This is a genomic window from Dyadobacter sp. CECT 9275, assembly GCF_907164905.1.
In the GTDB taxonomy this organism is placed as follows: Bacteria; Bacteroidota; Bacteroidia; order Cytophagales; family Spirosomataceae; genus Dyadobacter; species Dyadobacter helix.
Genome location: NZ_CAJRAF010000002.1, coordinates 4,106,996 through 4,122,112, shown reverse-complemented (window position 1 = coordinate 4,122,112; position 15,117 = coordinate 4,106,996). Strand labels below are relative to the sequence as shown.

Annotated in this window: 12 protein-coding genes; 11 read left to right on the top strand and 1 reads right to left on the bottom strand. The window is 46.5% G+C overall.

Features of this window, described 5'->3' with window-relative positions:
- Positions 1–62: 62 nt before the first annotated feature.
- A complete protein-coding gene (locus tag KOE27_RS24995; protein ID WP_229252945.1) occupies positions 63–1,877 on the bottom strand; it encodes a sensor histidine kinase in 1,815 nt (604 codons plus the stop codon).
- A 170-nt stretch (positions 1,878–2,047) separates the two neighbouring features.
- On the opposite strand from KOE27_RS24995, the gene KOE27_RS24990 reads away from it, so the two are divergent.
- The 11 genes from KOE27_RS24990 to nuoF all read left to right on the top strand — a co-directional run bounded on the left by KOE27_RS24990 (position 2,048) and on the right by nuoF (position 15,037).
- Positions 2,048–2,839 (top strand): T9SS type A sorting domain-containing protein, encoded by a 792-nt coding sequence (locus KOE27_RS24990; protein WP_215241421.1) that lies wholly within the window; start codon positions 2,048–2,050, stop codon positions 2,837–2,839.
- Between the two features lie 154 nt (positions 2,840–2,993).
- The gene (locus KOE27_RS24985; RefSeq protein ID WP_215241420.1) at positions 2,994–3,560 is read left to right on the top strand and encodes an adenylate kinase; all 567 of its coding nucleotides are present in this window, start codon (positions 2,994–2,996) and stop codon (positions 3,558–3,560) included.
- 24 nt (positions 3,561–3,584) lie between these two features.
- On the top strand, positions 3,585–4,592 hold the full coding sequence (gene obgE / locus KOE27_RS24980) for a GTPase ObgE (RefSeq protein WP_215241419.1): 1,008 nt from the start codon (positions 3,585–3,587) through the stop codon (positions 4,590–4,592).
- A gap of 170 nt (positions 4,593–4,762) precedes the next feature.
- Entirely contained in the window at positions 4,763–7,855 is a 3,093-nt protein-coding gene (locus KOE27_RS24975; RefSeq protein WP_229252944.1) for a T9SS type A sorting domain-containing protein, read from the top strand.
- A gap of 156 nt (positions 7,856–8,011) precedes the next feature.
- Positions 8,012–10,141 carry a sialate O-acetylesterase gene (locus KOE27_RS24970; RefSeq protein WP_215241417.1) on the top strand — a complete coding sequence of 710 codons (2,130 nt, stop codon included), beginning with the start codon at positions 8,012–8,014 and terminating at the stop codon, positions 10,139–10,141.
- A gap of 190 nt (positions 10,142–10,331) precedes the next feature.
- Positions 10,332–10,706, top strand: a complete 375-nt coding sequence (locus KOE27_RS24965; RefSeq protein WP_215241416.1) for an NADH-quinone oxidoreductase subunit A — start codon at positions 10,332–10,334, stop codon at positions 10,704–10,706.
- 29 nt (positions 10,707–10,735) lie between these two features.
- A complete protein-coding gene (locus KOE27_RS24960) occupies positions 10,736–11,278 on the top strand; it encodes an NADH-quinone oxidoreductase subunit B (protein ID WP_215241415.1) in 543 nt (180 codons plus the stop codon).
- A gap of 4 nt (positions 11,279–11,282) precedes the next feature.
- On the top strand, positions 11,283–11,783 hold the full coding sequence (locus KOE27_RS24955) for an NADH-quinone oxidoreductase subunit C (protein ID WP_215241414.1): 501 nt from the start codon (positions 11,283–11,285) through the stop codon (positions 11,781–11,783).
- A 23-nt stretch (positions 11,784–11,806) separates the two neighbouring features.
- A complete protein-coding gene (gene nuoD, locus KOE27_RS24950) occupies positions 11,807–13,033 on the top strand; it encodes an NADH dehydrogenase (quinone) subunit D (protein WP_215241413.1) in 1,227 nt (408 codons plus the stop codon).
- Positions 13,034–13,165: 132 nt separating this feature from the next.
- Positions 13,166–13,663, top strand: coding sequence for an NADH-quinone oxidoreductase subunit NuoE (gene nuoE, locus KOE27_RS24945; RefSeq protein WP_215241412.1), 498 nt, complete (start codon positions 13,166–13,168; stop codon positions 13,661–13,663).
- Positions 13,664–13,696: 33 nt separating this feature from the next.
- The gene (gene nuoF, locus KOE27_RS24940) at positions 13,697–15,037 is read left to right on the top strand and encodes an NADH-quinone oxidoreductase subunit NuoF (protein ID WP_215241411.1); all 1,341 of its coding nucleotides are present in this window, start codon (positions 13,697–13,699) and stop codon (positions 15,035–15,037) included.
- Positions 15,038–15,117: the final 80 nt, after the last annotated feature.

The following is a 15,117-nucleotide window of genomic DNA, read 5'->3' as shown; positions in this document are numbered from 1 at the left end:
TCGCACGTTACTGCCTTAAAAAGCAGGCAAGTTAGGATTTGAATCGCAAATTTTCTAAAATATTATAGCGGCGTAACGTTGGGAAACCACAGCACAAATGTACTCCCTGCTCCCACTTTGCTTTCTACACGCACCGTTCCGTGATGAGCTTCCACCATTTTTTTTACATAACTCAATCCCAGTCCGAAGCCTTTCACATCATGAACATTCCCTGTTGGTACACGGTAAAAGGTATCAAATATTCTGTGCTGCTGTTCCTTGTTCATTCCCATTCCCTTATCAGAAATGGATATCAGGATACCATCATTTACATTCCGGGTTGAAATACCGATGGTCAGTTCCTGGGGAGAATACTTAATGGCATTGTCAATCAGGTTTTTCATGATATTGGACAAATGCACCTCGTCTCCTTCTATGGTCTGCTCCTCGGCTTCTAATTCCAGGCCGACCTGCCCGCCCCGCTGCTCGATCTGCATACTCATACTGTTCAAGGCGCCCGTCAGCAGGTCGTTCATATCTACCAATCCTTTTTTGAGCTTCACTTCCCCTTTGTCGAGCAATGCCATCTGCAGTACCTTTTCAACATGGACGCCCAGTCTTTTATTTTCTTCCCGGATAATCCCCAGATACCGCGACATCCGGGAAGCCTTTATAGCCTCATCCGCCTGGCTTGCGTTTTCCTGCGCCATATCCGTTGCCAGTGCAATGGTAGAGATCGGCGTTTTAAATTCATGGGTCATGTTGTTGATAAAATCATTTTTAATATCAGAGAGCTTTTTTTGCCGCAGGATTGTGGTAACAGCCATATAGAAGCAGGTCATCACCACGAGGATCAGGATACCGGACCCACCGAACATTACGCTCATATTGCTTAAGATATACTTTTCCTGATCTGGGAAATATACATACAAGTAATTCTGAGCCTGGGTGGTTTCGTTAGGAAAAAGCGCTGCTTTAAATGATTTGGCCTGCCAGTCTCCGATCTTCTGTCCGGCGGTTGAGAACACAAAATTATTATTCTCATTTTCCTGTACTGCAAACTCATAAGACAAGGTGATACCATTTTCATTCAGTTCCTTTTTTAACAGGGTATCCAGCAGAAAACGGTTCACACGTTCCTGAATTGGCCTTTTGGTATACATCAGATCCTTCATTACATCCCGCAGCAGATTCACCCTGTCGGGGTTTTGTCCGTTAATCGTAAGGTCACGGATAATCGGGGCACGGCCGTCCTTCACTCGTTGGCCCTTGTAACTCCTGAACTGGCGGACCGAATCCCGCTGTACCTCTCCGGTCTTTGTATTCAATGGCTTCCCGGTTGCGGCAAAGGCTTCATTAAATACATTGCCAAGGCGGCGCTCATCGTCCATGCGCCTCTTCACGAACTCGTCCATACCCGCCATCCCGAATTGCTGGGCCTGAAAAAACTCCTCTATAATCTGCTGCTGATGCTCCGCCATGATGCGGATATTGGGGCTTAAAACATCCGTCGGAACGGCTTCCGTCACAATCTGGTAATGTATCTCTTCTCCGTTCGGACCGAGAAATACTTCGAATTTTGAGGGCGCCTTGGGCTCTTGTTTTACCTCCCTAGCTGGAGCGGGAGACTTCTTCAAAGGCATATTTCGCAGCTGCGCAATCCTGTCCAGCCGGTTTTTTTGCTGCTCACTTTCGATACGTTGCTGTAACAGATACATCATTTCCTGCTTTTCGAGGCGATGTATCAGCTGCTGTACTGATTCAGCTACTTTATGGTCAAACTGATCGTTCCTTATACCAATGGCCTCCCTGATCCAGTACCACTGGAAGCCGATCAGCCCAATCAGGGCAAGGCACATCAGGCCTACTATAATCTGAATTTTTCTTTTTGTCATCATTTTTTGATCACATGCAACGGCACATACCTGTTTCCCGTCCTTACCTCATATTAACAAATTTACAGTGAAAACAGGCGCTGTTCATGCTTTTAACATAATTTAACAGCACTGCCGGTGAACAACTGATAATTTTGTAATGGTCCAACTTTCATTCACTTAACATCAAAGACATGAAGCACTTACGACTCAAAGGAATGGTAGTATACATGATGGTTATGGCCTGCATGGTGCTGCCGGATATTGCTTTTGCCCAATCAGGTGAATCTCAAAAAACTTCGATTAAAATCAAAGTGACAGAGGATAATAATGGCAAGATCCGTGATATTGAAAAAAGCTATGTGATGCCTAAAATGTCTGACCAGGAACGCAAGGCATTTGTAGATAAGGTTCTGGACTCCCTTGGTGTGGATGGCAAGGAAAACCGAACCGTTTCGGTAACAGTGGATGATGGCGATGGCCCCAGCATTACCACCCGCAGGAAAAAGCAAACGATTATGAACCACCGCGATGAGCGGGAGCCGCTAGCATTTCACTATAACGATAACTTCAACCATGATTTCGATTTCGATACCGAAAAGCTACGTACCCATCTTCGTAACTTCGAAAGGGATTTCAAGCCAAAGGCAAAGGTAATGATGAAAGATATGGAAGACTGGGGCGAACGAATGGGTGACTTATGGCACAAAGAGGTGCAGAAGCCTTCTTCGATAAAAGGGCTTAATGTTTATAGCAACAATCCCGATAATGGCAGCCTGAACGTTCGTTTCCTGGCTCCTGGCAAGGGGGATGTTGCCATTATGGTAACCGATACGAGAGGAAAGGAAGTGGGCAAAAAAGAAATAAAAGACTTTTCCGGAGAGTTTGTGGGACAAGTTGAAATAAAGAAAAATGCCAAAGGAACGCTGTTTGTTACCGTTGTACAAAATGAAGACGGAGCAGTAAAAAGGATTGTTATTCCCTGAGCCATTTCTGGCTTTCTTAAAAATCCCCTTGTTTTTGATAACTAAGGGGATTTTTTATTGGAAAATATTGATGATAATTAGGCTGTCATGTGGTAAGAATTGTAAATTTGCCGAAAATCAACCTGAAAAAGCGACATCCAATTATTAAGCCACCATGCTCAATCTTATACTTTTTGGCCCTCCGGGCGCTGGGAAAGGCACCCAAAGTGAGAAAATAATAGCAAAATATAAGCTGATCCACCTTTCAACGGGAGATCTTTTGCGGTCAGAGATCCAGGCAGGATCCGAGCTTGGGCTAAAAGCCAAAACGTTGATGGACCAGGGGATACTTGTTCCTGATGAGGTGGTGATCGGGATGATTGATAATAAGCTTAAGGAACACCGAAATGCAGCAGGATTCATTTTTGATGGTTTTCCAAGAACAGTCAAACAAGCTGAGGCACTTGACGCACTGCTTGCTACCTATAACGAGTCCATTACCCTGATGGTGGCTTTGGTGGTGGATGACAATGAATTACTGGCCCGTCTCTTAAACCGGGGAAAAACCTCCGGAAGGCCAGATGATCAGAACGAAGAACTGATCAGCAAGAGAATACATGAGTATAACACAAAGACCACGCCGGTTGCGGAATATTATCAGTCCCAAAATAAATACACATCTATTGACGGTATCGGAGAAGTAGAAACTATCTTCCAGATGATTACAGAGGCAATTGGCTAATTAATATTTTCAGAATTAAAATTTATGGCCTCTTCCAATTTCATTGATTACGTAAAGTTAAATGTCAAGTCGGGCGCGGGTGGTGCGGGTTCCATGCACTTCCGCAGAGAAAAACACGTCGAAAAAGGCGGGCCCGATGGCGGTGATGGCGGGCGCGGCGGACACGTAATTCTGAAAGGAAATGCCCAGCTCTGGACACTGCTCCACCTTAAATACACAAAGCATATCAAAGCTTTTGACGGAAAAGGCGGAGAAGGCGGCAGAAGATCCGGCGCCGAAGGGAAGGATATCATACTGGAAGTACCACTCGGCACCATTGCCAAACTGGCGGAGACAGGTGAGGAACTGTTCGAAATTACGGAGGATGGCCAACAGGTAATTCTGCTGCGAGGCGGGCGCGGCGGAATGGGAAACGACCATTTTAAATCATCCACCAATCAAACCCCGCAGTATGCCCAACCCGGCGAAGCAGGACTTGAAGCCTGGGTAATTCTTGAACTTAAGGTACTTGCGGATGTTGGACTGGTGGGTTTCCCCAATGCAGGAAAGTCAACATTACTGTCGGCAGTTTCAGCGGCCAGGCCCGAAATTGCCGATTACCCTTTTACCACCCTGGTACCGAACCTGGGTGTGGTTTCCTACAGGGATTTCAAATCCTTTGTCATGGCGGATATCCCGGGGATTATCGAAGGAGCTTCGCAGGGCAAAGGACTGGGGCTACGGTTTCTAAGACATATTGAACGAAATTCTATCCTACTCTTTCTGATTCCGGCAACAACCGAAAATATCAATGCAGAATATCAGACCTTGCTGCAGGAGCTCCGTCTGTATAACCCCTCTTTGCTCGACAAAAACCGTATCCTGGCGGTTTCCAAAATGGATATTCTTTTACCCGAAGAATGGGATGAACTAAAATTAACTGCCCCTGCCGAAATTCGGGTTATACCCATTTCTGCAATAACTCAAGAAGGAATAGAACAATTAAAAGACGCTATCTGGAGATCTATCAACGAGACGTTACCCGTTAGATAATTTTTTTTGCCCGAGGCAACCTTTTATTGCAATTTTGGTGTCTCCAACGATACTTTGTCTTGAAATTCTGGGTTATCATGATATTTTGTCTGCGACTTTTAACAGTAGCATTTCTATTCTGTTCTCTCTTACCTGCTAATTCTTACGGCCAGTTAAGCATCGATTATCCCATGGATAGGGCTGTCTTTCAGAGGAATAACACCAATCACGCTACAATTCATATTGGCGGCAACTACACAAGGCGCATTGATCGCGTCGATGCCAAAGTTACGAAGATCGGGGACGGCGGGAATTCCACAGACTGGCAAACCATCCAGTCCAATGTTCAGGGTGGGTTCTACTCAGGAAGCATAGAAATTATCGGTGGATGGTACCGGTTGGAAGTTCGTGGAATGCTGGGCGACCAAGTGGTTGGTACCTCGTCTGTTGAACATGTTGGGGCGGGAGAAGTTTTCATTATCAGCGGACAATCCAACGGCCAGGGTTTTCTGAACCGGGGCTCGCCAGATGCAGCAGATGACCGGGTGAGTTGTGTCAATTATAACAATACCAACGATATGCAGGCTTCCGGCCTGCCCTATCCCCATTTCAGTCACCTGAATTCTTCCTCCAGCATATCCCCCAGAGGGGAGTCTGCCTGGGCCTGGGGCCGGCTTGGTGATCTGCTGGCATCAAAATTAGATGTTCCGATTCTGTTCTACAATACAGCTTTTGAAGGTACCCGGGTAAAATCCTGGCGCGAAGGTATCACGGGTACCTCCTTTTCGCCTTATGTCCCCTTGCCCTATTCTCCAAGCGGAATGCCCTATATTAACCTGCGATGGGTAATGCAGTACTACGTTCCTATTACCGGCGTTAGGGCGGTGTTATGGGAGCAGGGAGAAGCGGAAAATCTGTTCCCTGCCACAACAGATGAATATGCTAGTGATCTTAAAGCGGTTATTGATGCCAGTCGGAACGAAAGCGGCAAAAATGTAAGCTGGATGGTGGCCCTTACCTCCTATGATAATGCACATGGCACTAATAATAATACGATTGAAGGCCAGAAAAAGGTGATCAATAATGTAGCCAATGTTTTTGCAGGACCTAATACCGATTTAATCCAAATTCCCCGCCAAGAAGGAAGTGGCAATGGAGAAGGAGTTCACTTCAACGGGCCAGGAATAACAGAACTTGCCTCGGCTTGGAATAATCAGCTCAACGACTCCTTTTTTTCGCAGTCGCAACCGCAAACAGGCCAGGGTCCGCTACGGCCAAGCATTTCCTGTTCTGGAAATAATTCCGTCAATATCAGTGTGGATGCTGTCGGTTATAATTCCATATCCTGGTCTGGCGGACAGAACGGAAATACCATTCAAGTTGGTAACGGCAGTTATCGCGCTGTGGCCCGGGATGACAAAGGGAATTTCATCTATTCCCCGGAGATCCGCATCAGTGAGCCCATACAGCCAGGCAAACCTTCCATTACGCTGGAAGGGAGCAATCCGGTTTGTATCGGAAACACAGCTGTTTTAATAGCCAGCACCAATGAAAACGTAACCTGGAATAACGGTTTTGCAGGCCAGCGACTAGGTGTTACCACGGGAGGCGAATACACCGTTACTACCAAAAATATTTATGGCTGCGAAGCTACTTCTGACAAATATGCCATATCCGTACTGAACGCCCCCTTACCACCCAAACCCACGATTACTGCCGGCGGAGCTGTCACATTTTGTGATGGCGGGAGTGTAAATTTGCAGTCCAGCTCTGCCGTAAAAAGTGTATGGTCCAATGGAGAAACCACTGCAACTATAGCCGCCAAGGTATCCGGAGACTACCGGGTCAGAGCGCTTGACAACCTGGGATGTTTTTCACCAGATTCAGATCCCCTTACGGTAAAAGTCAATCCGCTTCCCGCCCGGCCCCAGATTAGCCTGAGTGGTCCTACCGAATTTTGCGACGGAGGTACACTTAACATGACTTCAAACTATGATACCGGCAACATTTGGAGTACAACGGCCACCTCGAAGACTATACCGGTCAAAGTATCCGGTACTTTTTCTTTGACTCAGAGAGACGGTAATGGCTGTGAATCCAGATCAGACGAAGTGGTTGTCAAGGTGAATCCGCTGCCTGCCACACCTTCCGTCACCGCCCTGAGGCCTACTACTTTCTGCGAACGGGATTACACCACCCTCCGCAGTAGTGAAGCCTACAGCTACGTCTGGAGTAACGGATCAGGTAACCGTGAAATTGATATACGCGAAAGCGGCGATTTTACGATCTCAGCCAAAGATGAAAAGGGTTGCATTTCCATCGCCTCTGCTGTTACCAAAGTTGTAAAGAATCCCCTGCCTCCACAGCCTGCTATCACGGCTGTCGGCCCCACAACCTTTTGTGCCGATTTGAGTGTCAAATTGGAATCGACAACCGCCGTGGGTTATTTATGGAGCAATGGCGAGTCTTCCCAGAGCGTCACCATCACCACAGCAGGCTCTTATACAGTCCAGACTATCAATGAATTCCAGTGCTACTCCGATCCGAGTAATCAGATCAGCACCCAAACATTGGCACTTCCTCCTGCCCCCAAAACCACCGCACTGGGACTTACCACATTTTGTGACGGAGATACCGTGCAGCTGCAGGCGTCAGAAGGACAAACGTTTTTCTGGACGAGTGGTCAGGAAGCGGAAATTATAGACGTTACCACTTCCGGATCTTACGCGGCCCGTATTGTGGACGACAAAGGTTGCTATTCTCCATACTCTACAGCAATCCTGGTAGATGTTAAACCCACCCCTTCTACTCCCACGATCAGAAAAACAGGAACCTACACGCTGATATCGGAAAACAACATCAACGACGGAGATCATGTGTGGCTCAGAGACGGGACCGTTTTATCGGAAAAAAGTACAACAATCAAGGTCGTGCAGTCCGGAACATATACCGTCAATAATACCGTGGTCTACAGTCCCACATTAAGCTGCTATTCCGACTTCTCGGCCCCTTTCATCTTTTCGGCAGATATGACCACCGGCGGTATGGTTGTTTATCCCAACCCCGTAAGTACAGGTATAATAACCGTTGAAACCATCCAGAATATCAGCAATGCAAGAGTGGAGGTCATGGATAGCCGCGGTGTTATTCACAAAAGTTTTCTTGTAAATAAATTTGACGGACAAAAGATTTTTAACATTTCGGACCTTTCGACAGGCATCTATATCATCCGGATCATATCCTCTGATTACAGCGGAGCACAAAAAATCGTTCTGTCTCATTAAGACCTGCGTAAATTAGTCTATTCAAAAAACCGGAATAGTTATATTATAGCCAAAATAATCTTTTAAATTTGCAGTTGCATAATTCGGTAAACAGAGCCAATAGCTATTAGAACTATCTTTCTGAATTTGAGAAACTTTACTTGTTCAAAGATTAAAATGTACAATAACTTTATTAACCAGGTAGTGGCAAAGGCTTTTCTTTTGTTTTGTATCATACCTTCGGCAGTATTTTCTCAAATCAAAATCACATCTCCGGTACCCCGGGCTGTGTATCAGCAGGACGCCACTGGTAAAAGAACAGTTACCATCAATGGAACCTTTAGCATACCGGTTGATAAAATCGAGGTAAGGGCGGTACCTGTCATTTTAGGACAGGGAATTGAAACCCCCTGGGATGTTCTGCAGGCAGCTCCTAAAGGAGGCGTTTTTGCAGGGAATATCACACTCGCCGGAGGCTGGTATGCTGTTGAAATACGAGCCATTTCAGCAGGGACTGTCGTTGGCCGTGACGTGCTCGAAAGATTGGGCGTGGGGGAAGTTTTTATCATTTCAGGACAGTCCAATGCGCAAGGCCTTAAAAATTACCCAGGCCCGTCGGCCGTTGATGACCGGGTCATGTATATATCCAACTATAACAATGATGGTGTGGATCGGCTCACCGATCCCACACCTCCGGAGTTTGCAAAAATAACCTCAGATCTGAGCATCATGTCCCCCCGGGGCCAGAGTGCATGGTGCTGGGGGACCTTGGGAGATCAGCTGGTAGCCAGGCTAAACGTACCCGTGCTTTTTATCAACACTGCATGGGAAGGCACCTCCATTGAAAACTGGGCACTGAGTTCGCAAGGACTTCCTACAAAAAACAAATACGGCGGTTTTGTTTACCCCGATCAGATGCCTTATGCCAATCTCAGGATCGCGGCCAGAAACTACGCCAATCAGTATGGTGTACGGGCCATTTTATGGATGCAGGGAGAAACGGATGGCCTTTTCGGAACCCCGGCTTCAACCTACCGCGACCATCTGCAAAACATTATGAACCGCCTTGGTAATGAGACCGGCGGAAAAAGAATCACCTGGGTAATTGCCAGGACATCCCGTACCTCGGAAAACTCCCAGACGCCCAACAGAACGTTCCCCAATATCATCGCAGCGCAGAACGCCGTCATCGATACCCCTTTCAATCCAACATACCCTGGCCCCGAAACGGACCCGCTGGTACCAGAGCGCCTTCCCGACAGAACCCACTTTGTTGGAAACGAAGCCCTAAAGATTCTTGCAAATGCCTGGTATAATGTACTGGATGCAAGGTTTTTCTCGACGGTGACCCCTCTGGCCCCCGCTCCGCTGCCCCAGATATCAGCTACCTGCGTAACCGAAAACAATGCCGTTACGATTACCTTACCTGCCGGATATGCCTCCTACCAATGGAATACCGGAGCAACCGGCAATTCAATCAGGGTTACCAATGCGGGCACCTACCGGGCAACGGTAAAAGATGCCAGCGGTAACTCAATATTAACGCCGGTGGTGGTACTTGAAAATAACGCCAAGCCCGCCACTCCCTCTATCATCCAGCAAGGTCAGCAACAGGCTTGTGCCGACTCCACCTTCACCTTTTCGGTAAATGGCGCGAATGATATCTTTAGCTGGTACGAAAAAACAAGTAACACCCTGGTAGCAACAGGTGCTGCTGCCAAAATTGCTGAAAGCGGCAGTTATTACGTGCAAAGGTCAAACATTTTCGGATGTACATCCGAAAAATCCTCCGACGCTTCCCTGACCATCCAGCCCAAAATTGATAAGCCGGTCATTGAATCCTCCGGGCCATTCAGTATTACCGCAAATATTAGTCAGCAGCAGCTGGGAGAAGTATTCATATGGCGCAGACCCGGCTCTGACACAGATACCACCGCCAAAATTATTAAGATCCTGAAAACCGGTACTTATTCTACAAAAGCGAAAGTGGTATTTACAATTGGCAACAATTCCCTGACCTGCTACTCCGATACCTCCGCCAGAGATTTCAAGACAAACGAACAGAACGAAGTGGTGATATACCCCAATCCCAGCCAGGAAAGTTACGTCTATATCGAATCTAGAGATGATATCCGGAATGCAGTGATTACCATGTACGACATTTTTGGCAGAGAGATTTTCCACAAGACCATTCCGCTTCTTAAAAGCAGGGTTGATTTACCGATTGAGCAATTAGCTTCCGGAAAGTACATTCTCAAAGTGGTGGGAGAAGGGCAAAGTCTCACCAAGCAGGTCGTCATCAGGTAACCTTCCCATATTTTAGTGTTTCATAAGCCCCGGCCATCCGGGGCTTATTTAGTATGAAACTAATTAGACAAAAGAAAAACCAAAGAATTTGATTGATAAATTTGCAGCAACTAACTTTGAAAGAAAGAGCGCAAACTGCCATTTCTTTGATTTGTGGCAGAATTCAGTACAACATGCCTGTTAATTAAAAATGAAAAATACGTATCTTCCATCAGACTATCTTCCTATTATCGTTCAGTTTCTGCTGGCCGTGGGTTTTATAGGCGGTACCATGATCGTCACCCACCTGATAGGCCCAAGCCGCAAAAGCAAGTTAAAGGACGACCCCTTTGAATGTGGTATAGAATCCGTTGGAGATGCCCGGACACCTATTTCCGTTAAATATTTTCTGGTGGCGATACTGTTTGTCCTCTTCGACGTAGAGGTTATTTTTATGTATCCCTGGGCAGTTAACTTTAAAGGATTGGGAATGTTTGGTTTCATAGAAATGTTAGTTTTTATGGCGCTCCTTCTGTCCGGGTTTTACTATGTGATACGCAAGGGAGTACTGAACTGGGAAGAGTAGATCATTGAATATCGCAACACTGGCATATTATGAAAGAAGTAACAATAGCAGAAGCACCTCAGGGGCATAGCGGTTCAGGTTTTTTTGCAACCTCCTTTGATGAGGCGATCGGATTAGCCCGCAGTTATTCGTTATGGCCGCTTCCTTTCGCAACGTCCTGCTGCGGAATTGAATTTATGGCCACCATGGGTGCACATTATGACATTTCCCGCTTTGGATCGGAACGTCCGAGTTTTTCGCCCCGCCAGGCCGACCTGCTGATGGTAATGGGGACCATCGCCAAAAAAATGGCACCCGTAGTAAAACAGGTATATCTGCAGATGGCTGAACCACGTTGGGTGATGGCGGTAGGAGCCTGCGCATCCAGCGGAGGAATATTTGATACCTACAGTGTACTGCAGGGTATCGACAGGATCATCCCCGTGGATGTGTACGTACCAGGATGCCCTCCCCGGCCCGAACAGATCATTGACGGCCTCATGCAGGTTCAGTACCTTGCTCAAAATGAAAAACTCCGTCGGCGTAATACCGATGAATATAAGCACTTGCTGGAATCTTATAATATACAATAACCGTATGCTTAGCAATCAGGAGGTAGCAGAGGAAATTTTAGGAAAATTCGGGGATCAGGTTTTTGATTTTGAGGAGCCATACGGGCTACTGACGCTCTCCACCACACGCGAAGAAATTATATCGCTGCTCGAATTTCTGAACACACATAAAAACTACCAGATTACCTTCCTTACCGACATCACCGGGATCCATTACCCCGATAACGCCGGCAAGGAATTCATGGTCGTGTATCATTTACATAGCTTCATCCATAACTTCCGTGTGAGGATCAAAGTATCCCTCTCACAGCTGGATATTCATATACCTACCGCCACAGGCCTGTATGCCAGTGCCAACTGGATGGAACGCGAAACCTATGATTTCTTTGGGATCATTTTTGACGGCCATCCGAATCTTAAGCGAATTTTGAATATTGAAGAAATGGATTATTTCCCGATGCGCAAGGAATACCCCCTCGAAGATGCTACCCGGGAGGATAAGATTGACGCACTTTTTGGAAGGTAAATCTCATAGAATAGTATAAAGCTATGGCAGATATTGAATTATTACCGCGTAATGTTCCTGCTAACTCGGAATTACCCGAGCTGGTTGAAGAACTGACTACCCTTAACCTTGGGCCTACCCACCCTGCCACACATGGAATTTTTCAGAACATCCTCAAAATGGATGGTGAAAAAATTGTTTCAGGTGAGCAGACCATCGGATATATCCACAGGGCATTCGAGAAAATTGCCGAAAGACGGCCCTTTTATCAGATCACAACACTTACCGACCGGATGAATTACTGTTCGTCTCCCATTAATAATCTGGGATGGCACATGACAGTAGAAAAACTCCTTCAGGTAGAAGTCCCCAAAAGGGCACAGTACATCAGGGTGATCATGATGGAGCTCGCACGGATATCCGACCATATCATCTGTAACAGTATCCTGGGTGTGGATACTGGAGCCTTCACCGGCTTTTTATATGTGATGCAGAAAAGGGAAGAAATATATGAAATATATGAAGAGGTTTGCGGTGCCCGTCTGACAACCAACATGGGCCGTGTGGGCGGTATGGAAAGAGACCTTTCCAGCACGGCGATCAGAAAGATACATGAATTCATCAAAACCTTCCCACCGGTTTTAAGAGAACTGGAAAAGCTTCTCAACCGTAACCGTATCTTCATGGACCGTACCATTAATGTTGGTCCTATTTCTCAGGAGCGCGCATTATCTTATGGCTTTACAGGCCCAAACCTAAGAGCAGCAGGTTTGGATTACGACGTCAGGGTAATGAATCCGTATTCTTCGTACGAAGATTTTGATTTCAGCATACCCGTTGGCCAGAACGGAGACACCTATGACCGCTACATGGTCAGGAATGAAGAAATGTGGCAAAGCCTGAAAATAGTGGAACAGGCTATCAACAACCTGCCGGAAGGCCCCTACTATGCGGATGCTCCGGAATTTTATCTGCCTCCTAAAAAAGAAGTATATCGGAGCATGGAGGCACTAATCTATCATTTTAAAATAGTAATGGGTGAGATTGATGCCCCCATTGGGGAGGTATATCACTCTGTGGAAGGCGGAAACGGAGAACTCGGTTTTTATCTGATCAGTGACGGAGGAAGGGCTCCGTACAGGCTGCATTTCCGCAGACCAAGTTTTATATATTATCAGGCATACCCGGAAATGTGCAAGGGAAGCTCACTTTCAGACGCTATTCTTACCATGAGTAGCCTCAATGTGATCGCCGGTGAACTGGATGCCTGAGCCAAACAAAATGATATTTTGAAAGAACAGCGTTGAATAAAATGTGTCTCATGGTTGTTCCCTGGTCCGAGCCTTGATAAACATAGTCATTTAACCTTTCAGAAGATTTGAAAATACCTAGTTAGCAAAACAATGACTGATACTCCAAACACCGTAGCGTTTACCCCCGAACGACTGGTTAAAGTAAAAGAAATCATAGCAAGATATCCGGAAGGTCGCCAGAAATCGGCATTACTGCCCATTCTGCACCTTGCGCAGGAGCAGTGGGGTTGGGTAAGCAGCGAAACGATGGATTACGTTGCAGAAATCCTGAATATCAAGCCGGTTGAGGTGTATGAAGTTGCTACATTCTATACCATGTATCACGTGGATCCTGTTGGAAAACATGTGATAGAATATTGCCGTACAGGCCCCTGCTGCCTGATGGGAGGAGAAGAGATTTACAACTATCTCAGACAAAAGCTGGGGATAGAAGCCGGGCAGACCACACCCGACGGCCTTTTTACGATCAAAGAAGTAGAGTGCCTCGCTGCTTGCGGCTGGGGACCGGTTTTTCAGATCCGGGAAAAATACTACATGAACCTGACCAAAGAAAAGGTTGACGAAATTATTGACGAACTTAGTAAGTAAGCTTTTCACAGGCAGCTAATCATATATCCTGAAATGGCTAAGAAAATATTAACGGAACACATCCATATTCCCGGAATTGAAACCTTCGATGTTTACAGAAAAAACGGAGGATATACTGCGGTAGAAAAAGCGCTGAAAACCATGACTCCCGACGAAGTGGTGGAAGAAGCGAAAAAATCTGGTGTGAGAGGACGAGGCGGAGCGGGTTTCCCGATGGGAATGAAATGGGGTTTCCTTGCCAAGCCCGAAGGCATACCCCGTTACCTGGTTTGCAATGCGGATGAATCGGAGCCGGGGACTTTCAAGGATCACTTCCTGATGAAAACCATACCTCACCTTTTGGTGGAGGGAATGATTGTTTCCAGTTACGCTCTTGGTGCCAACAAATCTTTCATTTACGTACGCGGAGAGCTGATGTACGTCATTCGTATTTTGGAACAGGCCATTGAAGAAGCAAAGGCAAAAGGATTTCTGGGTAAAAACATTCTGGGTTCGGGTTATGATCTTGAACTGGTTGTACAGCCCGGAGGCGGTGCCTATATATGTGGTGAAGAAACTGCCTTGCTGGAATCTTTAGAAGGAAAACGAGGAAATCCAAGAAACAAACCGCCATTCCCGGCCGTGAAGGGCCTTTACCAAAGCCCCACTGTTGTTAACAACGTGGAGTCCATTTCCAATATGCCCTGGATCATCAACAATGGTGGTGATGCCTATGCAGGTATTGGCCTGGGCCGAAGCACGGGTACAAAACTTATTTCGGCATCAGGACACATCCAGAAACCGGGTGTTTACGAAATAGAACTCGGCCTGAGTGTTGAAGAATTTATGAATTCCGATGAATACTGCGGCGGTATCCGAAAGGGACATCACCTGAAGGCTCTGGTGGCAGGAGGCTCCTCGGTACCTATTCTTCCTGCACATCTGATCATGAAAACAGCCAATGGTGAAAACCGGCTCATGAGTTATGAATCATTGTCCGACGGTGGTTTTGCCACGGGTACCATGCTTGGATCAGGAGGTTTTATTGTATTCGACGAAACGGCTTGTATCGTTAAAAATACATGGAATTTTTCGCGGTTCTATCACCACGAATCCTGCGGACAATGCAGCCCTTGCCGTGAGGGAACAGGCTGGATGGAAAAAGTCCTCCACCGCATTGAACACGGTCATGGTAGCATGCACGACATAGATTTGCTTGTAGATATTTCCAAGAAAATAGAAGGGAACACCATTTGTCCCCTTGGCGATGCCGCGGCCTGGCCGGTAGCCAGTGCAGTAAGGCATTTCCGTGATGAATTCGTTTGGCATATCACCCATCCGCAGGAGGCCTCGCAGCCTGGTGCGGTGTATCAGGGCGAAATGGCATTGGTGTAATGGGGATTAAAAAATTCTTATCATTGGATTGATAAAAACATTATCTTCACTCAACACCTTAGAACTGATAAAACCATTGG